This is a genomic window from Acidobacteriota bacterium (genome assembly GCA_034211275.1).
Lineage (GTDB): Bacteria > Acidobacteriota > Thermoanaerobaculia > Multivoradales > JAHZIX01 > JAGQSE01.
In genome coordinates this window covers 1-25,393 of sequence record JAXHTF010000050.1, presented here as the reverse complement: position 1 = coordinate 25,393, position 25,393 = coordinate 1, and the positions used below count along the sequence as shown (strand labels likewise).

Sequence of the window (25,393 nt, the reverse complement as noted above, 5' to 3'; positions counted from 1 at the left end):
AAGGTAGCTAATTAGTGAGGCCACCCCGGATCGTGTTTCCCCCCCGCCCTGAGGGCTTCACTCTCTCTTGATCTGATCTGTAGTTCTGATCTCGGAAGACCCGCGGTCTCGACGGATCCGCGATCTCGGATCGGTTCTCATCGTTCTCGGCTCTGCCATCTGTAGCGGCTGTGGCCGTTCGGAGCATGTTTGGAGGCCACCTCCATGAAGACCATGGATTCAACATCGTCGAATGTGCAGGCATCGTCGGATGTTCAGGACTCTACCCATCGGCCGGTAGAGCGGGGGGGGCTGATCGCCTCCGAGGGCCCTGCCGGCGCTCCCGGAGTCGATGTCGAAGATCTGTACACCCTCTCGCCCATGCAGCAGGGAATGCTCTTCCACATCCTCTCGGCACCGGAAGATCGGCTGTACCTCGATCAGACGCTGTGCACCATCCTCGGCGAGCTCGAGGAAGGCCCCTTCCGGGCGGCTTGGCAGCGGGTGGTGGATCGACACCCGGCGCTGCGCACGGGGTTTCTGTGGCAGGGGCTGTCCAAGCCGCTGCAGGTGGTCTACCGTCACGCCACCCTGGACTTCGAATCTCACGACTGGCGGCAGCTGTCGCCGAAGGTGCAGAAGGCTCAGCTGGAGGCTTTCCTGCGGGAAGACCGGCAGCGCGGCTTCGATCTGCGCCAGGCACCGCTGATGCGGGTTCATGTGTTGCGCCTGGGGGAGCGGTCTTACCGCGTGCTGTGGACGGTTTACCACTTGGTGGTGGACGCCTGGTGCAGCACCACCGTGCTCACCGAAGTGGTGCGCTGCTACGAGGCTTTCCGCCGCGGCGAGGAACCGGATCTACCCGCCGTGCAGCCCTACCGCAACTTCATCCGCTGGCTGAAGGAGCGGGAGGTGGATGAGGACGAGGACTTCTGGCGCAGCTATCTCGAGGGTTTCCGCCGTCCGACCCCGGTAGCTCAACACGCCAAAGGCGATTCCTGGCCGGGTCTTGGCTCGGGGCATCGTCACGAGCGATTGGAGCTCTCGGAGGGGGAGACCCGCCGCCTCAAGGAGCTGGCCCGGGAGCGTCATCTGACTCTGGGAACCCTGATCCAAGGTGCTTGGGGCTTGCTCCTGTCCTACCGCAGCGAGCAGGAAGACGTGGTCTTCGGCACCACCGTATCCGGCCGCCCCGCCGAATTGCCCGGCGCTACCGAGACCGTCGGTCTGTTCATCAACACCTTGCCCCATCGGCTGCGGGTCGAGCCCCGGGCGGAGCTCATGCCCTGGTTGCGGGAGATCCAGCAGCGGCAGCTGGAAGTCCGCGAGCGGGAGCAGACGCCGCTCCACCGCATCCAGAGCTGGAGCGAGCTCGAGGGAGCCTCGTCGCTATTCCACAGCATAGTGGTCTTCTTGAATGTTGCGGATTTGGCGCAGCAAGATACGGGAAGCTTATATATCAAAGATATGAGATATGTCGGCCGCCCGCATCTTCCGTTGACAGTCAACGTTTTTCCTGGCCGCCAGCTGAGCGTCGAAATGGTTTATGAAGTGCGCCGGTTCCGCTGGGCGGAGGTGCGCCGGTGGCTCGATCAGCTGGAGACCCTGCTCCAATCCATGGCGGAGTACCCCGAGGCGACCCTCGGCGAGATCCTGGAGACCCTTCGGACCCACGAGCAGGAGCGTCGCTCGGACCAGCGCCGCCGGCGCCGGGACTCCAACAGCGGCATGTTGCGCATCACCCGCCCGGTGGCCGTCAAGCTGACGGACATCGACCCTCCCTCTTCCTCCTCCTGATTCCCGTGACGTTGTGATGAACCTCCCGATGAATTCTTGCCGAGCCTCGGTCGACGGCGGATGCCCACGATGCTGATCTCGAAGCATGAGGACGCCATGGACGCCCCGGAGCACCGAGCTTCGGAGCCGTCTTCCTCGGAGTCGGGGGCGGAGGTGGCTGAGCTGTCGCTGGAAGGCTTTCGCCTTTCTCCACAGCAGGAGAGGCTCTGGGGGCTGCAGGACTGCAATACCGGCTACGGCGCGGTCCTCGTCTTGGAGCTCGACACGGGGGTGGAGCCGCGACGGATGGCGCGAGCCCTCCGCTCCTCGGTGCGGCGCCACGACGTGCTGCGCACCGCCTTCGCCGGCACCGGCGAAGGAGAAATGCCGCTGCAAGTGGTGACGGAGGAGGATGCCGTCCTCTGGCAGGTGCTGGACGTGCGGCGGTTGGGAGAGGGCCGGCAGCGGGAGGTGCTGCGCCACCTGGTGCAGCGGGAGAGCCAGGTCACGGCCACCCGCCCGGGATCCCCGACGGTGCATTGTTGGTGGGTGCTCACCGCTGCAGCGCCTCTCTTGCTCGTGGCCGCGCCGTCCCTATGCCTGGACGCCCGCAGCCTGGAGCTGCTCTTCCAGGAGCTGGTGGAGGGCTACGTTTCACCGCGGCAGTGGGCGCCCCACGAGCGGCCCATGCCCTACGCCCAATACTCGGAGTGGCAGCAGCAGCTGCTGGAGCTGGACGAGACGGCGGAGGAGCGGGAGTTCTGGCGCTCCCGGGACTACGAAGCCCTGCTCGCCCTCGCCCTGCCCTTCGAGCGTCCGCGGCGGGCGCGGCTGATGGGGCCCATGGAAGAGGTGGGGGAGACCCTGACGGAGGATCAGGAGCGAGGCCTGCTGGCCCTCGGCCGCTCTCTGGGGCTGAGCTCCCCGGAGCTGGTGCTGGCGGTGTGGCTGGTGCAGCTGGCCCACCTCTCCGGGGGTGGTGCGGTGGGGCTGGCTCGGCAATCTCAGGGGCGTCCCTACGAGGAGCTGGCTCAGGCCCTGGGATTGTTCGAGAAGTACTTGCCGCTGCAGGTGCGGGTCTCCGCCAAGCAGAGCTTCCGGGCCTTCGTCGACGATGTGCGCATCGAGATCGAGGAGGCCGAGGGCTGGCTGGAGTATTTCGACTGGGGGCAGGTGCTGCCGCGGGGCGGCGGTAGCCGGCCTCTGCCGGTGGGGTTCGAGACGGTCCACCGCCCGCAGCAGCTGCAGTCCGAGGGGCAGAGCTTCCGGGTGCAGCACCACGAAGCGGTGACGGAACGGTGCCAGCTAACCTTGAGGGTCACCGAAGGAGGAGGGCCGCCGCGGCTCACCGCCCGTTTTGATCCCTGGCTTTTCTCCCGGCCGGATCTGGAGCGCATGCTGGCGGGGCTGGTGGCCGGCATCGACTCGGTGCTCGCGGAGCCGGTGGCGCCTACTGGAGCTTTGAGCTTCTTGCCGGCGGGGCAGCGCCAGCAGGTGCTCCAGGGCTTCCAGCCGGCGCCGCGCTATTACCCCGGCGAGCCGCTGGTGCATCGGCATATCGACGCCCGTTGCGCGCTGCAGCCGGAGCGGCCGGCGCTCATCGCCGGGGACGTCACCCGCAGCTACGGGGAGCTCGCCGCCGAGAGCAATCGTGTGGCCCGGCGGCTACGCCACCTGGGGGCGGGGCCGGAAACCTTGGTGGGCGTGTTCATGGAGCGCTCGGCGGAGCTGGTGGCGGTGCTCTTGGGGGTGCTCAAGGCCGGTGCCGCCTACCTGCCTCTGGATCCGGATTATCCGGCGGACCGCCTCCAGCTGATGGTCGAGGACAGCGGCATCGAGATCTTGGTCTGCGGCCCGGGGCTGGCGGCAACAGCGCCGGACGGGCCGTCGAAGGTCGTGGCTCTGGAAGCCCGTACGGGGCCGCAGGGGGAGCTGCTACCGGAGGAGAGCTCGGATCCCCTGCCGCCATCGCCGACGAGTCCGGACCTGGCCTACGCCATCTACACCTCCGGCTCCACTGGCCGGCCGAAGGCGGCTCTCAATGGCCATCGGAGTCTGTACAACCGCCTGCTGTGGATGCAGGAGCGCTTCGCCCTCACCGCCGACGAAGCGGTGCTGCACAAGACGCCTTTCAGCTTCGACGTATCGGTGTGGGAGCTGTTGTGGCCGCTGTTGGTGGGGGCCCGCCTGGTGCTGGCTCGTCCCGGCGGCCAGCGGGAGCCGAACTATCTCATCGAGCTGATCGAAAGCCAGCGCATCTCCACCGTGCACTTCGTGCCGGCGATGCTGCGGGTCTTCCTGCAGAATCCGGAGTCCCGGCGCTGCCTGGGTTTGCGCCGGATCCTCGCCAGCGGCGAGACCCTGTCGCCGGATCTGGCGGAGCTGGCCCGCCGGCGGCTGCCGGATACGGCGCTGTTCAATCTCTACGGTCCCACCGAGTGCGCCATCGACGTCACCTGCGCTGCCTACCGCCCGGTGGCCGACGAAGAAGCTGTCAGCCTGCTGCCGGTGCCCATCGGTACTCCCGTCACCAATGTCCAGATCTACTTGCTGGACGGCCGCGGACGACCGGTGCCGGTGGGTGTGGCGGGGGAGCTCTTCATCGGCGGCGTGGCGGTGGGCCGGGGCTATCTGGGGCGCCCGGCGCTGACCGCCGGAAGCTTCGTGCCGGATCCCTTCGGCGGCGCTTTTGGCGGCCGCCTCTACCGCACCGGCGACGCCGCCCGCTGGCTCGCCGACGGCGCGCTGGAGTTCATCGGCCGCCTCGATCAGCAGGTCAAGATCCGTGGCTTCCGGGTCGAGCCCGGGGAGCTGGAAAGCGCGTTGGTGGAGCACTCTCAGGTGTCCGAGGCGGCGGTGGTGGTGCGCGAGGACCTGCCCGGTTATCCGCGGCTGGTGGCCTATGTGGCCCCGAATCCGGACAGCCCCGATGGCGACGGCACTGGTACTGGTAGTGGGGGCTGGCACCGGGGCGGCGTCGAGGGGCTGCTGGACAGCCTGCGGGGCTTCCTCGGCCAGCGGCTGCCCGCCCACCTGATGCCCTCCACCACCCTGGTGCTGGAGGAGCTGCCGCTGCTGCCCAACGGCAAGGTGGATCGCGCCGCGCTGCCCACGCCGGCGCCGCCGGCGGGAGCCGGGGGAACCTCGGCGGAGCATCCGGCGGAGGAGATCCTGCTGGAGATCTGGCATCGGGTGCTGGGAGTCGAGGGCATTGGTCTGGACGACGACTTCCTGGCCCTCGGCGGGGACTCGATTCTCAGCATGCAGGTGGCCACTTACGCCAACCAGGCAGGGCTCAGCCTGCGGCCGGCCCAAGTCTTCGAGCATCCGACGGTGCGACGGCTGGCGCGGGTGGTGATCCGCAATCCGGAGCTGGCGTTGGAGGAGCAGCGGTCGGTGTCCGGCGCGGTGCGGCTGACGCCGGTGCAGAAGTGGTTCCTGGAGCTCGACCTGCCGCGCCCGGAGCATTGGAACCAGGCTCTGATGATGCACGCCGAGAGCTATCTCGACTCCGCCGCCCTGCGCCGGGCCTTGATCGGCCTGGTGCGGCATCACGACAGCCTACGCTCGCGCTTCGTCGGCGACGGCCCGGCCTGGGAGCAGCAGGTGGCGGAGATCGGCCCCGAGGACCCGCTGGTGACCGTCGATCTCGGCGCCTTGAGCGTTGACGACGCCCGCCGCCAGCGCCAGGAGCTGGCGGCGAGGCTGCAGGCGAGTCTGGATCTGGAGCGCGGTCCGCTATTTCGTGCCGCCTGGATGCCGGGGCCGGAGGTCACGGAGCATCGGCTGCTGATGGTGGCCCACCACCTGGTGGTCGACGGGGTCTCCTGGCGCATCCTGTTGGCGGATCTGGAGGTCGCCTACCGGCAAGCCTTGGCATGCTCCGAGACTCTGCGGATGCCCCCCAAGACCGCCTCCTTCCAAACCTGGTCGGAACATCTCTACCGCCGGGCCCAAAGTCAGGACGTTATCCAGCAGCTGGATTATTGGCTGGCCCTGCCATGGTCCGAGGTGGGGCGGCTGCCCCTGGACGTCCCCGGCGGCGCCGGCGGCAATTTGGTCGCCACCGAGGAGCTGCTGAGCCGCAGCCTGGACGAGAAGCTCACCAGCGATCTGCTGCAGCGCAGCTCCCAGGCCTACCGCACCGAGGTCGGTGATTTGCTGATCACCGCCCTGGTGCGCTCCATCTCCCGCTGGACCGGCAGCGCCTCGGTGCCGGTGATGCTCGAGGGCCACGGCCGGGAAGATCGGGACGGGCCCACGGTGCACCGCACCGTCGGTTGGTTCACCAGCCTGTACCCCGTGGTCTTCAACTTCGGCCAGGGGGCGGGCCCCGGCGACGCGGTGGTGGCGGTGAAGGAGCAGCTGCGTCAGCTGCCCCAGCGGGGCTTGGGCTACGGGCTGCTGCGCTACCTCAACTCCCAGGGCGATTCGGTGAGCCGGCTGCGGGCGTTGCCGCGGCCGGAGATCTCGTTCAATTATCTGGGGCAGTTCGACTCGGTGCTGGCGGATTCGGAGCTCCTACAGCCGGTGGATGAAAGCCCCGGTCCCCTGCGCGCGCCGGAGGGCCCGCGGCCGTTCCTCGTCGAGGTCAACGCCTGGGTGATCCACGGACGCCTGGAGATGGTGTGGTCCTTCAGCCCGGCGGTGCATCACCGGGAGACTATCGACGATCTCGCCGACCACTGTCTGGAGGCTCTCAAGGCCCTCATCGAGCACTGCCTGTCGCCGGAGGCCAGCGGTTGTACCGTCTCCGACTTCCCCATGGCGGAGCTCTCCACCGAGGAGCTGGATCGGCTGGTGGAGCAGGTGGGGGACGGTGCGGTGATCCAGGATATTTACCCGCTGTCCCCGTCCCAGGAGGGGATGCTCATGTACCTGGAGCTTCAGGGCCATGAGAGCGGGGTCTTCTTCAATCAGCTGTACTGTGAGCTCCGAGGGCACCTCGACAGCCATGCTTTCCAGCGTTGCTGGCAGCAGGTGATGGATCGCCATCCCAGTCTGCGCACCCAATTCAGTTGGCGACGCCTGCGGCGGCCGCTGCAGGTGGTGCGGGAACGGGTGGAGCCGCCCTGGACTCTGGAGGATTGGCGGGGCATCACCCCGGCGGCGCTGGAGCATCGCCTGGCCACCTACCTGGAGCAGGATCGAGAGCAGGGCTTTGACCTGGAGCGGCCGCCGCTGGTGCGCTTCGCCCTCTTCCAGGTGGACGCCGCAGCCTACCGCTTCGTGCTCAGCTACCACCACCTGGTGCTCGACGGTTGGTCCCTGTCGCTGATGTTCCGGGAAGCTCTCAAGGCCTACCGGGCGTCGCTTCAGGGGCAGCGCCTATCCCTCGGTGAGGCCCCGGCCTACGCTGACTATCTACGCTGGCTCCAGGAACAGGATCCGGTGAAGGCGGAGGTCTTCTGGCGCCGCCGGCTGAACGGATTGCGCACTCCCACCCGGCTCCCCGGGGACCGTGCCCGCACCGCCGCCGCGCCGATCCACGACCGCTGCCAATGTCGCATCAGCTCGTCCGAGACGGCGCGCCTGGCGTCGGTGTCCCGGCAGCTGATGCTGACCCAGAACACCCTCATCCAGGGGGCCTGGGCGCTGCTGCTGCACGAGCAAAGCGGCCAGGACGAGGTGGTCTTCGGCAACGTGGTCTCCGGCCGCGAGGGTGGCTTCGAGAACACGCTGGGGTTGTTCATCAACGCTCTGCCGGTGCGCACGCGCCTGCCCTGGGACCGCTCCATGACCTCCTGGCTGCAGCAGATGCAGCGCGAGCAGGTGGAGGCCCGGCAGTTCGAGTTCTGCGCCCTGGAGCAGATTCAGCGCTGGAGCGAGGTGCCTTGGGGGGACGCCCTCTTCGAGACCCTGGTGATCTTCGAGAACTACCCGGTGGAGGGCGGCCTGCTGGAGGGGCGCCACGGCATCGAGGTGTTGTCGGTGCACGCCGAGGAACGCTCCAACTACCCCCTCTCCCTCTTCGTCTTCCCCGGCGACGAGCTGGTGTTGGAGCTGAGCTTCGACAGTAGCCGCCTCGACCGGCCGCGGGCGGAGCAGTTGCTGGCGCGGCTGGAGTTGCTCCTGCAGCGCATGCTGGCGGCGCCCCACACCACCCCCGCGGGGCCCCTGGCTCTCACCGCTTCCGAGCGCCGGCAGGTGGTGGAGCGGTCCAACGACACCGCCAAGGATTGGGAGGGAAGGGAGCCGGTGCACCGGCTGATGTCCCTCTGGGCGGCGGAGCATCCCGACGCTGCGGCGGTGACCAGCCGCCGGGGCGTGCGTCTGACCTATGGCGAGCTGGACCGGCGCTCGGGGCAGATGGCGGCGGAGCTCCAGCGTCGGGGCATCGGTCCGGGCTCGGTGGTGGCGCTGTGGATGGAGCGCTCGCCGGAGCAGCTGGTGGCACTCTACGGCGTGCTCAAGGCCGGCGCCGCTTACCTGCCGGTGGATCTTCTGATTCCCCGCCGGCGAGTGCGCCGGCAGCTGGTGGCGGCGGGGGTTCAGCTCCTCCTCACGCGCTCGAACCTGGTGGAGGGCGGTGTCCCCGGCGAGGTGGAGGCCCTGTGCCTGGATACCGAGTGGCCGCGCATCACCGCCCTCGAACCGGCGCCGCCGCGGCCCCTGCCGACCCTCAGCGCCCGCGCCTACCTGGTGGCCACCTCCGGCAGCACCGGCACGCCGCGGGTGGTGATGGTGGATCATCGCTCGCTGCTCAACCACACGCGCTGGGCGATGGCGGAGATGGAGCTGCAGCCCACGGACAAGGTGCTGCAATTCTCCTCCCTGGCCTTCGACGCCAGCGTCGAAGAGATCTTCCCGGCTCTGGCGGTGGGAGCGTCGGTGGTTCTGCGGGAGGACGAGATGATCACCTCTCTGCGGTCCTTCCTCCATGCCTGCGAGGCGCTCGAGGTGACGGTGCTGGACCTTCCCACCTCCTTCTGGCACCGCCTGGTGCTGGACAGCGAGGGTGCGGTGGTGCTGCCCAATCGGCTGCGCTTGATGGTGGTGGGGGGCGAACGTCTCGAGCCCTACGTCCTCGAGCAGTGGCGCCAGCGCTTCGGTCCACCCATTCGGCTGCTCAACACCTACGGGCCCACGGAGGCCACGGTGGTGGCCACCAGCGCCGAGCTGGGCGCTTTCGGCCAGGGGTTGCCGGAGGTGGAAGTGGAGCTGCCGGCGCCGCCGGAGGTGACCATCGGCACCCCCATTCCCAACGTCACCACCTACGTCCTCGATCGCCACGGCCGGGCGGTGCCTCCGGGAGTGCCCGGCGAGCTGTGCTTGGGAGGGACGGGGGTGGCCCAGGGCTACCGCGACCGGCCGGCGGACACCGCCGCCCGCTTCGTGCCCTCACCCTTCGGCGAAGAGGCCGGCGCGCGGCTGTTGCGCACCGGGGATCTGGCCTGCTGGCAGAAGGACGGCAGCCTGTGTTTCTTGGGCCGCAAGGACGGTCAGATCAAGGTCGAGGGCTACCGCGTCGAGCCGGGGGAGATCGAAGCTCATCTGATGGCCCAGCCGGAGGTCTCGGAAGCGGTGGTGACGGCCATCGCCACGGGGACCCAACAAGGCCGTCTGGCGGCGTACCTATCCCTCGCCGACGGCCACGCGGCACCGACGCCGGAAGTGTTGCGGGCAAAGCTGCGGGGGGAGTTGCCGGAGTACATGGTGCCGGCGGTGTTCACCGTCCTCGGCTCTCTGCCCCGGGGCCCCGGCGGCAAGGTGGACCGTTCCGCTCTGCCGGCGCCGGAGACCGGGGCACTGCCGCCGGCGCGTACCTACGTGGCGCCGCGCAACGAGACCGAACGCAAGATCGCCGAGCTCTTCGGCGAGCTCCTGGGGGTACCCCGAGTGGGAGCCTTCGACGGCTTCTTCGACCTCGGTGGCCATTCCCTCCTGGCCACCCGCCTGGTGGCCCAGGTGCGGCAGAGCTTCGGCGTCGATCTGCCTCTGCGGCAAGTTTTCGAGACCCCTTCCGTGGCCCGGCTGGCGGCGGTGGTGGTGTCCCTGATCCTCGATCGGTTGGAAGAGATTCCGGACTCCTCGTCGCGTTCCGCGGCGGGAGGCCCATGAAGCTCGGACTATGAAGCCCGGACTATGAAGCCCGAACAGGGAAGCTTGTAGGGCTGGACTGACGCTCCCAGCGAGCGTGTTTTGACGGAGTGATCTGGAATGAGCGACGAGATGACGAAGGCTCAGACCTTCGTGGACGTTCTGCAGCGGCGGGCTCAGGAGCAGCCCCAGCGCCGTGCCTACACCTACATGGTGGACGGTGATGAAGAGGGGGCTCAGTGGACCTACGGCGAGCTGGATCGCCGAGCGCGCGCGGTAGCGGCCCTGTTGGCCCAGCGACACCGTCCCGGGGAGCGCGCTCTGTTGCTCTATCCTCCCGGTGGCCTGGACTTTCTCGCCGGCTTCTACGGCTGCCTCTACGCCGGCATCATCGCCATCCCGGCACCGCCGCCGGACGCCGCCCGCCTGAAGCGTTCCCTGCCGCGGCTGCAGACCATCGTCGAAGATTCGGAAGCCTCCATCATCCTCGGCACCGCGGGCATCCTCGAGCTGTTGGAGAAGGTCGACGACAGCCTGCCGGCGCTGGGCCGCCTACCGCGGCTGGCGACGGAGAAGACGCCGGTGGACTGGTCCGAGGAATGGCGCCGTCCGGAGCTGACGGCGGAGACTCTGGCTTACTTGCAATACACCTCCGGTTCCACCTCGGCGCCCAAAGGGGTGATGATCGGGCACAGCCACATCCTGCACAATCTGAGCTACAACCGCCGGCGCTGGAATTACGGCAGCGAGAGCGCGGCCACCACCTGGATGCCCTACTTCCACGACTACGGTCTGGTGGAAGGGCTGATGCAGCCGGCGTTCAGCGGTATTCCCGCGTACATCCTCTCGCCCCTGGCCTTCTTGCGCCGGCCCCTGCGCTGGCTGCAGACCATCAGCCGATATCGGGTGACCCACAGCGCCGCGCCCAACTTCGGCTACGACCACTGCGTCGAGCGGATTCCGGAGAAGCGCCGCAAAGGCCTCGACCTCAGCGTCTGGCGGGTGGCGAGCTGCGGCGCCGAGGTGATTCGTGCCGAGACCGTAGAGCGCTTCCTCAAGGCCTTCGAGCCCTGCGGTTTTCGCCGTAGCGCCTTCTACCCGGCCTACGGCCTGGCGGAGGCGACGCTGTTGGTGACCACGCGGGAGACCCGAGAGCCCCAGGCGAGAGTGCTGGAGGTCGATGCCGCCGGCCTCGAGGAAGGGCGGGTCGAGAAGGCGCTGCCGGGGGCGACGGTCCGCTCGGTGGTGAGCTGTGGCACCGCCAACGGGGACGTGGAGGTGGTCATCGTCGATCCCGAGACCCGCCGCCGCCGCCCCACTGGTGTGGTGGGGGAGGTGTGGACCGCGTCCCCCAGCGTCGCCGGGGGCTACTGGCGCCGGGAGCGGGACAGCGAGCCGGTCTTCCGGGCCCGCCTGGTGCAGGGGGACGGCAGCGAGTCCGATACCACCTACCTGCGCACCGGCGATCTGGGCTTCCTGCAGGACGGCGAGCTCTACGTCTCCGGCCGGATGAAGGATCTGATCATCATCCGCGGCTCCAACCACTTCCCCCAGGACATCGAGGTGACGGTGGAGAGCTGCCACGACTTGCTGCGCACCAACTCCTGCGCTGCCTTTTCCGTGGAGGAGGGCGGCGAGGAGCGGCTGGTGGTGGCGGCGGAGGTGGAGCGCAGCTTCCAGCCGGACCAGCTGGAGGAGCTCGCCGGCGCCGTACGCCAGGCGGTTTCGGAGGCCCACGACATCGAAGTTTGGGGCCTGCGCCTGATCCGCCGGGGGAGCATTCTCAAGACCTCCAGCGGCAAGATTCAGCGCGCCGGCACTCGCCAGGCATTCCTCGACGGCGAGCTGGAGATCGTGGCGGAGCACACCGCCCGCCGGCCCCCGGCCGTGGCACCGGCGACCCCCGGCGAGGGGATCGCGGCGGCGGATGACGAGTCGTTGCGCCGCCGCCGGGAGATCGAGGCCTGGCTCACCGAGCGCCTGGGCGCCCGCCTGGGCTTTTCCCCGGAGGAGCTGGACCGCACCCAACCCTTCGCCCGCTACGGCCTCGATTCCGCCGCTGCCGTCAGCCTCACCGGTGAGCTGGAGGATTGGCTCGACCGGGAGCTGCCGGCGACCCTGCTCTACGAGCATCCGACGGTGGAGCAGGTGGCGAGCTTCCTCACCGAGGCCAAGGGATCCGCCGTGAGCTCCGGCGCCGCTGCCGTACCGACCGCGGCGGCAGCACCGAGCCCCGGCGAGCCCATCGCCGTGGTGGGGGTGGGCTGCCGTTTTCCCGGCGCCGACGGCCCCGAGGCCTTCTGGCGACTGCTGGAGGACGGTGTCGACGCCATCCGGCCGGTGCCGGCGGAGCGCTGGGACGCCGAGGCGCTTTACGCCCCCGAAGCGGCGACACCGGGAAAGAGCAATACCCGCTGGGGTGGCTTCCTGGAGCAGGTGGATCGCTTCGACGCCGACTTCTTCGGTATTTCGCCCCGGGAAGCGGCGCGCATGGATCCCCAGCAGCGGCTCCTCCTGGAGGTGGCCTGGAGCGCTTTGGAGCACGCCGGGGTAGTACCCGGCGAGCTGGAAGGCTCCGCCACCGGTGTCTTCGTCGGTATCTCCACCAACGATTACCGGCATCTCCAATACGGCGCGCCGGAGCTCATCGACGCCTACGCCGGCACCGGCAACGCCGCCAGCATCGCCGCCAACCGGCTCTCCTACCTGCTCGATCTGCGGGGACCCAGCGTGTCTTTGGATACCGCCTGCTCGTCGTCCCTGGTGTCGGTGCACTACGCCTGTCGCAGCCTGCGGGACGGCGAGTGCGACCTGGCCCTGGCCGGCGGGGTCAACCTGATGCTGTCGCCGGATTGGACCGTCACCTTCTCCCAGGCTCGGATGATGGCCTCCGACGGCCGTTGCAAGACCTTTGACGCCGCCGCCGACGGCTATGTCCGCGGCGAGGGTTGCGGCATGGTGGCCCTGAAGCGGCTGAGCGACGCTCAGCGGGACGGTGACCGGGTGCTGGCGGTAGTCCTCGGCTCGGCGATCAATCAGGACGGCCGCAGCAATGGCCTCACCGCCCCCAACGGCCGCGCTCAGGAGGACGTCCTGCGCCGGGCCCTGGCGGCGGCGAAGGTGAGCGGTTCGGAGGTCGACCTGGTGGAGGCCCACGGCACCGGCACGCCCCTGGGCGACCCCATCGAGGTGCGGGCTCTCGACGCGGTGCTGGGAGCGGGGCGGGATCTCGAGACTCCCTTCTTTCTCGCTTCCGCGAAGACCAATATCGGCCACCTGGAGGCCGCCGCCGGCATCGCCGGCCTGATCAAGACGGTGCTCAGCCTGGAGCACGCCACGGTGCCGCCCCATCTACACTTCGAGGAGCCCAACCCGCGCCTCTCCTGGGCCAGTCTGCCGGTGCGGGTACCCACCGCCCCGGAGCCCTGGCCGCGGTGCGAGCGGCGGCGGGTGGCGGGGGTCAGCTCCTTCGGCTTCGGCGGCACCAATTGCCACGTGGTGCTCGCCGAGGGACCGCCTCCGGAGCCGGCACCGGTTCTCGAAGGACCCCAGCTGCTGGTGCTCTCGGCGCGCACCGAAGGCGCGCTGCGGCGCCAGGCGGCTAGCTTCTCCCGGTTCCTGGTGGAGCCCCAGACTGCGAAAGCCCAGAGCCCTTGGGGAGCGGTCATCCCGTCGGCGGCCCGGCGCCGCAGCCACTTCGAGGAGCGCTTGGCGTTGGTGGCGGAGGGGGCGGAGGAAGCCGCTCACCAACTGCAGCGTTTCGCCACCGCGGGTCCGGCGGAGGTACGCAACGGCCGCCGTCCCGCCGGCCGGCCACCGCGGCTGGGTTTTCTATTCACCGGCCAGGGTGCCCAATACCCGGGCATGGGCCGCGTCCTCTACCAGCGCGAGCCGGTCTTCCGACAGGCCCTCGACCGCTGCGCCGCGGTCTTGGAGGAGCGTCTGCAATATCCCCTCCTGACGGTGATCCACGGCGAGGGCTGGGAGTCGGAGCTGCTACACCAAACCGCCTTCACCCAGCCCGCCCTCTTCGCTCTCGAATACTCCCTGGCGGAGCTGTGGCGCAGCTGGGGCATCGAGCCGGACATGGTCTTGGGGCATAGCGTCGGCGAGTACGTGGCCGCCTGTGTCGCCGGCGTTCTCGAGCTGGAAGAGGCTCTGGAGCTGGTGGCCGAGCGCGGCCGGCTGATGCAGGAGCTGCCGGAAGGCGGTGCCATGGCGTCGGTGCGGGAGGGGGAACAGCGAGTCCTACGGATCATTCAGGACGCCGGTTTGGATGTCTCCGTGGCGGCGGTCAACGGCCCCGGCAGCACCGTCCTCTCGGGCTCCGCGGAGGAGATCCAGCGGGCCATCCGGACCCTCGCCGCGGAGGATGTGGAATCCCGGCGGCTGAAGGTCTCTCACGCCTTCCATTCACCGCTCCTGGAGCCGGTGATGGATCGCTTCGAGGCTTTCGCCAAGAAGTTCAGCTACCGCCCGCCGAAAGTGCCGCTGATCTCCAACCTCGACGGCCAGGCGCTGGCGGAGGGGGTTGCTCCGGACGCCGCCTACTGGCGCCGCCACGCCCTGTCCACGGTGCGTTTCGCCGACAGCGTGGCGCATCTGGTGGAGCTCGGTTGCGAGGTGCTCTTGGAAGTGGGGCCGCACCCCACCCTCCTGTCCATGGCCCGCCGCGCGCTGCCCACCGGCTCGGTGGCCCTCCTGGGCTCCCTGCATCGGGACATCGACGATGGGCGGGCCGTCCTCGATGCCCTCGGCGGGCTCTACGCCCACGGCTGCGATCCGCGCTGGGAGGCTCTCTTCGACGGTCCGGCGGTGGCCTTGCCCACCTATCCGTTCGAGCCGGAACGGCACTGGCTCGACGGCGTCCCCGGCGATCCCCGCTGGCAGGACGCCGCAGCGGGCGACGGCTCCCGGCGGCCGGCGGCCGGGGAAACGGCTTTCCCCTGGCTGGGGCAGCGCACCGCGGACCCGGACTCCCGAGACGATGCAACGAGCTTCGTCTGGGAGACGGAGGTGGGTGTGGAGCCTTACCCCTTCCTCGACGATCACCGGGTCCAGGGCGCCCTGGTGCTGCCCGCCGCCTGCTATCTGGAGATGGTCCAGGAAGCGGCGGAGAAGGAGTGGGGGGCCGGCGACCGGGAAGTCCGCCATGTGGAGGTCCTGCGTGCCCTCTTCCTGCCGGAGGACGGCAGCGTCACCCTGCGGCTGGAGCTGGAACCCGGCCCGCAGGAGGATGATCGGTGGAGCTTCCGCTGCCTGGCGTCCCACGGCGGGCGCGAGCCGCAGCTCTATGCCCGGGGGCAGGTAACCCGGGGACAGGTGACCCAGGGGCAGGTGACCCAGGGGCAGGTGGGTGAGGAGGCGGCGTCTACCTCGGGTCCTGAAGCCGCGGACCTGGGAGCTCTCCGAGAGGCGCTGGGAGCGGCTCATCCCGGCGGGGAGCACTACGCTCATCTGCGTTCCCTGGGGCTGGACTACGGCCCCTGCCATCGCGGCATCGCCGAGATCCACAGCCGGGGGGCCGAAGCCCTGGCGCGCATCGAGACGCCTCAGGCCCTGGTGGCGGAGGCGCTGTCCTATCGCCTGCACCCGGCGCTCCTGGACGCCGCCTGGCAAACTCTGGCGGCGGCGATTCCCCCGGAGGTGGGGGGCGGCGACCGGGTGCCCTGGCTCCCGGTGCTGCTGGAGAGCTTCCGCATTCATCGGCCACCGGCCTCCGAGCTGTGGTGCCGTGCCCGGGTTTCGCCGGTGTCCGACGAGGAGCATCGACTGCGCGCGCGCATCGAGCTCTTCGACCCGGTGGGGGAGGCGGTGGCCACCTGCGATGGGTTGATCGTCCAGCGCTTGGAGCAGAGACGGGAATCCTCCGGCGATGCTTCGGTGGCGGAGCCTGGAGCCGAGGCGCTGAAGATGGGGCCGCTGCTCAAGATGGACTGGTCTCCGGTCTCGCCGGCGCTGCCGGCCGCGGCTCCCGGCTCGTGGCTGGTGGTGGGCCGGGAGCGGCCCGCGGTGCAGGCCCTGGCCCGGGCCCTGCAGCGCCACGGTGCGGCGGTGACGGTGGCCGCCGGTGCCGGTTCGGAGGAGCCGCGGCTGCCCACCGGCGAGCTGCTGTGGGCGGCCCTGGAGAGTGCCCACGGCCCGCTGCCCTCCACCTTCGCCGGGGTGGTGCTGCTGGCCACCGGGGGCGAGGAGCAGGATGAGACCACGGGAGTCTTGGATGCGGTGCGGCTGCATCAGGGCTTGACGGCGTTCAAGCGCGGCGGCCGCTTGTGGTTGGTCACCCATGGTGCCCAGACGGTGGCCGGTGCGGCCCGGGGCGCGAGTCTGCCGACGGCGGCGCTGTGGGGTTTCGGCCGCACCTTCGCCCAGGAGCAGCCGGCCCATTGGGGCGGCTTGGTGGACCTGGATCCCTCGCTGCCCATCACCGCGTCCATCGAGGCGCTGACGGAGGAATTGCTCTCCGCCACCACCGGTGCCCGCGAGGACCAGATCGCTCTGCGCAGCGGTCAGCGGCTGGTGCCGCGGCTGGTCCCTGCCGGTCCCGAACCCACCGGGACGGTGCAGATACGCCCCGACGCCGCCTACTTGATCACCGGAGGTCTGGGAGACCTGGGCCTCGCCACCGCCAGCTGGCTGCTTCGCCACGGAGCTCGCCACCTGGTCTTGGTGGGCCGGACGGTGCCGGATCCGGAAGCCCAGGACCAGCTCTCCCTGACCCGTCTGAGGGCGCTGGCAGAGCTGCGCCGGGGCGGGGCCGAGGTCGAAACGGTGGCGCTGGATGTCGGGGACCGGACGGCATTGGAGCAGCTGGTGGAAGAGCGCCGGCAAGTCGGTGCCCCGGAGATCCGAGGGGTCATCCATGCCGCCGGGCTGGTCTCCATCAACGGTGTTCACGAGCTGTCCACGGAGGAGACGGTGGCGGTGTTGGCGCCCAAGGTGGTGGGCGGTCTCAACCTGCACGCGGTCTTCGGGTCCTCGGCGGAACTGGACTTCTTCGTGCTCTATTCCTCGGTCTCTGCAGTCCTGGCCTCGCCCCGGTTGGCGGTCTATGCCGGCGCCAACGCCTTCCTCGACGCGCTGGCGGAATATCGCCGGGCGCGCTCCTTGCCGGCGTTGAGCATCCGGTGGCCCGGCTGGGAGGGCATCGGCATGGCCGCCCGGGAGGGGGTCAGCGCGCCCCAAGGGATGGAGGCGCTGTCGCCCCAGCAGGCCTTCGACTGGCTCGACGGCTGGTTGGGCACCGACGACACCCCGGCGGTGGTCACCGCCCTGCCGGCGGAGTGGCCGGTGTGGTTCGACGCCTATCCTGCGGCCTCCTCGGCCCCGAGTCTGCGGCGGCTGCTGGAGCTTTCGGCACCGCCGCTGGAGGCGCCCCAGGAATCTTCGGCGGGGGATGCTGCCGCCGCCGGGATGAGCGGCGACGAGATGGTCGACTATCTCGCCGAGCAGGTGGCCCAGGTGTTGGAGCTGCCGGTGGAACGGCTGGACCTGGAACGCCCCCTCAATCGCCTGGGCCTCGATTCCCTAATGGCGGTGGAGATCAAGAATCGGGTGGAGTCGGATCTCGGGGTCGAGCTCTCGGTGGTGCAATTCCTCCAGGGGCCGAGCATCGAGGAGCTGGCTGCCGACCTGACCCAGAAGATCTCGCCCGCAAGCGGGGCAGCGAGGAGCTCCGGACCGGCTGCCACCGGCGCTGCCGTCGGCACATCGGATCTTCTCCGGGAGCTCGATGGGGATCTGCCCGGAGGTTCCTCCGGCGTTCTCGATACAGGTGGCCTCGATCGGGGTGAGCTCGATGCTGACGGCGCCCGGCGACTGCTGGATTCCGTCGACAATCTCTCCGACGCCGAAGTCGAAGTTCTGCTGGAACAGATGATGGCCCTGGAGGAGGCTTCATGAGCCGCGACGACCATCCCCGCCCGCCGGTGGACGCGGCCCAGCGCCGCGAGCTGCTGCGCCGTCTGCTGGAACAACGCGCCCAAGAGGCGACGGAAGCTCCTGCGGAAACCCCATCGGGGCTTGCTTCCGAACCCTCCGTCTATCCCCTCTCCGTCGGCCAGCAGGCGCTCTTCTTCCTCTATCGCATGGCGCCGGAGAGCTTCGCCTACAACGTGCTCTTCGCCGCCCGCATCCGTTCGCCGCTGAACGTTCCGGCGCTGGAGCGTTGCCTCGATCGCATCGTCCAGCGCCATCCGAGTCTGCGAGCCACCTTCGGCGGCGCTCCGGAGGAGCCCGGCAAGGCGGTTCAGCGGGTCCATCGGGATGCTTCGGTGCCCCTGGAGCGCTTCACGGTGAGCGGCGATGACGAGGCCCTGCTGACGGAGCTCGAGGCCTACAGCCGCCGTCCCTTCGATCTCGGCACCGGGCCGGTGCTGCGCTGGGGACTGTTCCGGCGCGACGAAGAGGACCATGCCTTCGTCATGGTGGCCCATCACATCGCGGTGGATTTCTGGTCCTTCGGCATCATGCTCGAAGAGCTGCACCAGCTCTATCCCGCCGCCGTCGATGGGCGCCTGGAAGGTCCCAAGAGCCTCAAGCTACCGGCGCCGCCCACCACCTATCGGCGCTACGTCGAGGCGCAGCAGGCGCTCCTCGACGGCCCCCGGGGCGAGGAGCTGCTGAGTTATTGGACCCAGCGGCTGGAAGATCCGCCGACCCTCGAATTGCCCACCGACCGGCCCCGCAGCGCCACCCAGAGCTTCGCCGGTGACACCCACCGCTTCGACCTCGGTCCCGAGCTGGCACAGCGGCTGCGAGGGCTGGCCCGGGACCAGGGCGCCACCCTCTTCGCCACCTTGCTGGCGGGGCTCATGGCGTTGCTCTACCGCTACACCGGTCAGCGGGACATTCTGGTGGGCTCGCCCATCGCCGGTCGCGAGCGGCGGGAGCTGGAGACGGTGGTGGGTTATTTCGCCAACATGATGGTCTTGCGCTGCCGGCCCCGGGGCCGGCGCAGCTTCGCCGATCTGGTGGAGGAGGCCCGGGGCACCACCCTCTCGGCTCTGGAGCACGGCGAGCTGCCGTTTCCCCTGCTGGTGGAGCGCCTGGGCATCGATCGGGACCCCAGCCGCGGGCCCCTCTTCGACGTCGCCTTCGCCGTCGAGTCCACCAAGATGGACCGCCACGGCATCTCCGGTCTGCTGCTGGGAGATCCGGCGGCGAGCTCTAACCTGGCGGGGCTGGAGTGGCAGGCCGTACCCCTATCCCAGCAGGAGGGGCAATTCGATCTCACCTTCCACCTGCTGGAGACGGACCGTTCCGTCGGCGGCCTGCTGATGTACGACACCGGGCTCTTCGACGCCGCCACCGCGGCGCGCATGGCCGGGCATCTGGAGACCTTGTTGGCGTCGGCGGTGGAGGAGCCGGAGGTGCCCCTGGACCGGCTGACGCTGCTGCCGGCGGCGGAGCGGTCGCAGCTGCTGGAGTCCTGGAACGCCACCCGCATGCCCTGGCCGGAAGATCTGTCGGTGATGGACCTGCTGGAGGCGGAGATGCGCCAGCGGCCCGACAATCTGGCGGTGGAGGAGCCCGGCCGAGCTTTGAGCTTCGGCCAGCTGGACCGGCTGACGGCACGGCTGGCGGCGGTCATCCAGGAGCAGCGCCGGGTTGCCGGAGCCCCGGCCGAGGCGCCGGTGGCGGTGTGTGCCCCACGCTCCGTGGCGCAGATCGTGGCGGTGCTCTCGGTGGTGCGGGCGGGAGGGGCCTATCTGCCCCTGGATCCGGCTTACCCGGACCGCCGCCTGAGCTATATGGCCACCGACAGCGGCGCCACCTTGGTGCTGGCCAGCGCCGATCAAGCGACGCGCTTCGAGGCGTTGGACACGCCGGTGCTGGTGCTCCACGAAGTGTTGGCGGCCGCCGAGGCTGATGATTGGGGCGGTCCGCAGTTGCAGCCCCGGTGGGTCTTTCCGCAGAGCCTGGCGTATCTCATCTACACCTCCGGTTCCACCGGCCGGCCCAAGGGGGTGGAAGTCTCCCACCGCGGCCTGGCCAACCTGGTGCACTGGCACCATCAAGCTTTCGGCGTCCGCCCCGGAGACCGCTCCGCCACCACCGCCGGCCCTGGCTTCGACGCCGCGGTGTGGGAGCTGTGGGCCCACATCACCGCCGGTGCCGCGATCCTCATCCCCAGCGAGGAAGACCGGGCTTCCGGCGGCCGCATGCTGCGCTGGCTGGAAGAGCAGCGCATCGATCTGTGCTTCATGGCCACGCCCCTGGCGGAGGCGGTTTTGGCCCAACCGGCGCTGGCTGAGAAGGGGCCCGCAGAGCTGCCCCTGCGGACCCTCCTCACCGGCGGCGCTACCCTGCATCGGCTACCGGATCCACCGCCGCCCTTCGCGGTGATCAACCACTACGGCCCCACGGAGTCGGCGGTGGTCTCCACCAGCTCCCAAGTTGCGGCCCAGCCGTCGGGACGCCGGCCTCCCATCGGCCGTCCGCTGCCCAATTTGCGCACCTACGTCTTGGGGCCCAATATGTCGCCGCAGCCAGTGGGGGTGGTGGGAGAGCTCTATGTCGGCGGCCGCAGTCTCGCCCGCGGCTACCGCCGGCAGCCGGCGCGCACCGCCGAGCGTTTCGTGCCGGATCCTTTCGGCGGCGAGGCCGGCGAGCGGCTCTACCGCACCGGCGACCTGGCTCGCTATCTGCCCGACGGTGAGCTGGAATTCATCGGCCGCAACGACGATCAGGTGAAGATCCGCGGATTCCGCATCGAGCTGGGGGAGATCGAAGCGGCGCTGCTCGAGCAGCCGTCGGTGAAGGCGGCGGCGGTGTTGGTGGAGAACGCCGAGACCGATCCGCGGCTGGTGGGCTATGCGGCGATCCGGGAAGAGGATCCTGCGGCGCTGGGGGAGCGCCTGCGGGAAGCGTTGCTCAGTCGGCTGCCGGAGTACATGGTGCCAGGGCAGATTCACGTCCTCGACCATCTGCCCCTGACCCCCAACGGCAAGGTGGATCGCCGGGCCTTGCCCAAGCTGGCTCGCCGCCTCGAAGCAGAGGTCACCGCCGGCTCCGGGGCCCAGGAAGCGTCCGGCCGGCGCTCCCCCAGCGGCCGCCGGAGGGGCGCCGCCAGCCCGCGGGAGCTGCGGTTGCGCAAGCTCATCGCTGGGGTGTGGGCTGAGGTGTTGAAGCTCGACGAGGTGGATCCCGACGCCAGCTTCTTCGATCTCGGCGGCCATTCGCTGCTGGTTGGGGAGGTCTTGGATCGCCTGGACGCTCAGCTCGAGGACCTCGAGAACCCCCTGAAGGCGGTGGAGATCTTCCAATTCCCCACCGTCCGATCGCTGGCGCGGCGCCTGCTGGGGGACGGCGTGGAAGCTTCGGCGGAGCTCGAAGAGGAGTCGGCGGAGCTGGCGGCGGGGGACTCTGCCGTCGCCGCGGCCCCCGCCCAGTCCCTCGGAGCCCACGAGCCCATCGCCATCATCGGCATGGCCGGCCGCTTTCCGGGGGCCTGGTCGGTGGACGAGCTGTGGCGGAATCTCTGCGGAGGCGAAGAAGCGGTTTCCTTCTTCACCGACGAGGAGCTGGAGGCCAGCGGAGTGTCGGTGGAGGAGCGCCGGCGCAAGGACTACGTGGCGGCGGCGGCGGTGCTCGACGGCGTCGAGGATTTCGACGCCGGCTTCTTCGGCTTCACGCCGCGGGAGGCGGAGATCCTCGACCCCCAGCAGCGCCTCTTTCTGGAGGTCGCCTGGCACACCCTGGAGGACGGAGGCTGCGAGCCCGGCAGCTACGGCGGGCGCATCGGGGTCTTCGCCGGCCTCACCCAGAGCACCTATCTGACCCGCCATCTGGCGACCCAGCCAAAGCTCATGGCGGCCCTCGGGGATTACCAGGTGACCCTGTCCAACGACAAAGATTTCCTGCCCACCCGGGTGTCCTACAAACTCGACCTCAAAGGACCCAGCGTCAACGTCCAGACCGCTTGTTCCACCTCCCTGGTGGCGGTGCACATGGCCTGCCGCAGCCTGCGGGACGGCGAGTGCGACATGGCCCTGGCGGGGGGCGCCACGGTGCGACTGCCGCTGCGTGCCGGCTATCGCTACCAGGCGGGGATGATCCTCTCCCCGGACGGCCACTGCCGGCCTTTCGACGCCGACGGCCACGGCACCGTGGGTGGCAACGGGGTGGCGGCGGTGCTGCTCAAGCCCCTGTCCCGGGCTCTCGCCGATGGCGATCCGGTGCGGGCGGTGATCCGTGGCTCCGCCATCAACAACGACGGCGCCGCCAAGGTCGGCTACACGGCCCCCAGCGTCGAGGGGCAGACGGCGGTGTTGCGGGATGCCCTGCGGGCGGCGGGAGTAGAGCCTAGCTCGGTGGGCTATGTGGAAGGTCACGGCACCGCCACGGAGATGGGGGATCCCATCGAGGTCACCGCCCTCAACCAGGCCTACGGCGGCAGCGCCGAGGCGGAGAGCATCGCTTTGGGCTCGGTGAAGAGCAATCTGGGGCATCTGGACGCGGCGGCGGGGGTTGCCGGCCTGATCAAGACGGCGCTGGCCCTGGAGCAGGGAGCCATCCCGCCCAGCCTGCATTTCGAAAAGCCCAACCCGAAACTCGATTTCGCCGCCGGTCCCTTCTTCGTCAACCACCAGCTGCGGCCGTGGCCCCGGGGCGACGAGCCCCGGCGGGCGGCGGTGAGCTCCTTTGGCATCGGCGGCACCAACGCCCACGCCATCCTCGAGGAGTCGCCGGCGCGGGAGCCTCGGGAGGCCTCGGAGGGCCCCCATCTGCTGGTGCTATCCGCGCGGGACGAGAGCGCTCTGGAGGAGGCTACGGTAGCTCTGGCGAAGACCCTCGACGAACGGCCGGACCTGCCTCTGGATTCCGTCGCCTACACCCTGCAAGCGGGGCGCCGGGCCTTCCGGCACCGTCGCGCCGTGCTCGCCACCGACGCCGCGGACGCCGCCCGGGCGCTGGCGGATCCACTGCGACGCTGGAGCCGCCGGTCCCGTAGCGAGCGGCCGGTGGTCTTCCTGTGCTCTGGCCAGGGTTCGCAATACGCCGCCATGGGGCGGGATCTGTACAACGCCGGAGGCGAGTTCCGGCACCGGTTGGACCGCTGCGCCGAGCTCATGGCGCCATCCCTGGGGGAGGATCTTCGCGCCCTGTTGTTGCCGCCGGCGGGGGAAGAGGCGGAGGCGGGGGAGCGTCTACGGCAGACCGCCCTCACCCAGCCGGCTCTCTTCGCGGTCGAATATGCCCTGGGTTGCCAGTGGCGCGCCTGGGGGGTGGAGCCTCAGGCCCTGGTGGGGCATTCGGTGGGCCAATACGCCGCCGCCTGCCTGGCGGGGGTGATGTCTCTAGAGGATGCCGCCGAGCTGGTGGTGTTGCGCGGCCGGCTGATCCAGGAGCTACCGAAGGGGGCCATGCTCAGCGTCTCCCTGGATGCCGAAGAGGTCGCGGAGAAGCTCGGGGACGAGCTCTCCCTGGCGGCGGTCAATGCCCCGGGTCTGTGCGTCGTCTCCGGCCCCGAGGCGGCGGTCAACGCCCTGGCTCGGGATCTGGCGGTGCACGAGGTGGAGCACCGGCGCCTGCACACCTCCCACGCCTTCCACTCCTCGATGATGGAGCCCGCCACGGAGCGCTTCCGCCAGGCGGTGGAGAAGGTTTCCCTGGCGGCCCCGGAGCTGCCCCTGGTCTCCGATCTCACCGGGACCTGGATGAGCGATGAGGAGGCGACGAACCCGGAGACCTGGGTCGCCCATCTGCGCAATCCGGTGCGCTTCGCGGCGGCGGTGGAGACCCTGGCGGAGGAGCTCGACCCGGTCTTCTTGGAGGTCGGTCCGGGCAAGGTGCTGACCACCTTCGCCCGCCGTAGCCGGCCCCAGGCTCCGGCGGTGAATTCCCTTCGTCATCCTCAGCAGGAGGGCGACGATCACCTGCTGCTGCTCACCGCGCTGGCACGATTGTGGCTGTGTGGAGTACCGGTGGACTGGCGCCGGTTCCACGCCGGCGAGCCGCCGCCCAAGGTGTCGCTGCCGGGCTATCCCTTCCAGCGTCAGCGCTATTGGGTCGAAGCGGCGCGGGAGCCTCGGCCGGTGGCGGCAGAGGCACCGGCGGTGCCGGCAGACACGCTGGATCCCGGCTCGGTGGCGGAACTGCCGTCGCCGGTGGCGGTGGAAACCGGCGGCTGGTCACCGGCGGCGGTGCAGAGTCATCCGTGGCCTGTGGGCCAGCGGTGGCTGGTGTTCACCGACGACGACGGCCTGGGCGAGTTGGTGAGCGACAAATTGCAGGCCGCCGGCGTGTGTCCGGTACGGGTGTGGGCCGCGTCGGAGCTGCGGCGCCTGGACGACGACGCCTTCACCGTCGATCCGCGGCGGCGGGAGGATTTCCATCAGCTGCTGGATCTGCTGGCGGACGAGCCTCCCCGGCGGGTCTTGATGCTGTGGAGCGCCGGTGGAGATCCTCCGGAGGTGCTCCCCGGAAGCGCTCGCCAGGCGGCGCGAGAGCTCGGGCCGGGGGCGATGGAGCAGCTGACGGCGGCGCTGGCGGAAAAGCTTCCCACCCAGGCTCTGACGCTGGAGGTGGTGACCACCGGTGGACAACGGCTCGAGGGAGATCCTCGTCCGGAGGGCAATGGAGCGGTACAGGAAGAACGCCTTGCCATGGCCCGCCGGTGCCAACGGGTGCCCACGCGGCTGCCCTTCGCCGGCTGCCGGCATCTGGACCTGGAGCCCCGGCCCAGCGATGAGCTCAGCGTCAGCGCGGAAGAGGTGTTGGCGGAGCTGTCGTCACCGGGGCCCGGGGACGGGGAGACGGTGGCGGTGGCCTACCGCGGTGGCACCCGCTGGCGCTATCAACGCCAGGTGGCGAAGGCTGCGGTGCCGGCGGAGGCCGAGACCCGCAAGGAGACCGCAGCTTCGTTGGAGGCTCCTGGGGATTCGGCAGCTCCGTCGCCCTCCGCTGAGCCCTCGGCGACGCCCGAGCCGGCCGCCGCCGAGGAGCCCCGGGGCGGCCCCCGGCCGGATCTGGACAACCCCTTCGTGGCGCCGGAGACCGAAGACCAGCAGCGGGTCGCTGCGGTGTGGGAGGAGATGTTGGGCATTCATCCGGTGGGTCTGCACGACGACTTCTTCGAGCTCGGTGGCCATTCCCTCCTCGGGACTCGGGTACTGGCCCGGCTGCAGGACCTCTACGGAGTGGAAATTCCCCTCAGCGCTCTCTTCCAACGCCCGACGGTGGAACGGCTGGCGCGGCTGGTGGAGGAGGACAGCGGGGTCACCTCCGGCGCCACGCTGCCGGAGCCGATGATTCCATCGGCGGACGAGGAATCAGAGGACGGGATGGGGGTGGCGGCGGAGGATCTCTCCGATGACGAGGTGGACGCGCTGCTCCTGAACATGTTGTCGGAGGGTTCCGAGGAGGCGCCGGAATGAGCTCGGAAGAGAAGAAGCCGGTGAACCTGACGTCGCGGGACTTGGAAGGGCTCAGCGGCGCGGAGCGGCGGCGGCTGCTGGAGAAGCTGATGCGCCAGAAGCAGGCCAAGCCGCGCTTCTTTCCCCTCTCCTTTCCCCAGCAGCAGTTGTGGTTCCTCGACCAGCTGGAGGGGGATACGCCGGCCTACCACGTCTCCCAGCTCTACGCGTTGCGGGGC

Annotated in this window: 5 protein-coding genes; all 5 read left to right on the top strand. The window is 69.7% G+C overall.

Annotation, left to right across the window (positions count from 1 at the left end):
• Positions 1-204: 204 nt before the first annotated feature.
• Positions 205-1,776 carry a condensation domain-containing protein gene (locus tag SX243_10450; protein ID MDY7093377.1) on the top strand — a complete coding sequence of 524 codons (1,572 nt, stop codon included), beginning with the start codon at positions 205-207 and terminating at the stop codon, positions 1,774-1,776.
• Positions 1,777-1,845: 69 nt separating this feature from the next.
• Positions 1,846-9,816 (top strand): amino acid adenylation domain-containing protein, encoded by a 7,971-nt coding sequence (locus tag SX243_10445; protein MDY7093376.1) that lies wholly within the window; start codon positions 1,846-1,848, stop codon positions 9,814-9,816.
• 99 nt (positions 9,817-9,915) lie between these two features.
• Complete coding sequence (locus SX243_10440; protein MDY7093375.1) at positions 9,916-17,697, top strand: SDR family NAD(P)-dependent oxidoreductase; 7,782 nt, start codon at positions 9,916-9,918, stop codon at positions 17,695-17,697.
• Positions 17,694-25,175 (top strand): amino acid adenylation domain-containing protein, encoded by a 7,482-nt coding sequence (locus SX243_10435; GenBank protein ID MDY7093374.1) that lies wholly within the window; start codon positions 17,694-17,696, stop codon positions 25,173-25,175. Before SX243_10440 ends, SX243_10435 begins: the two co-directional genes overlap by 4 nt.
• Positions 25,172-25,393: hypothetical protein (locus tag SX243_10430; GenBank protein ID MDY7093373.1), on the top strand; the 222-nt coding region annotated here is incomplete at its 3' end. The genes SX243_10435 and SX243_10430, both read left to right, overlap by 4 nt.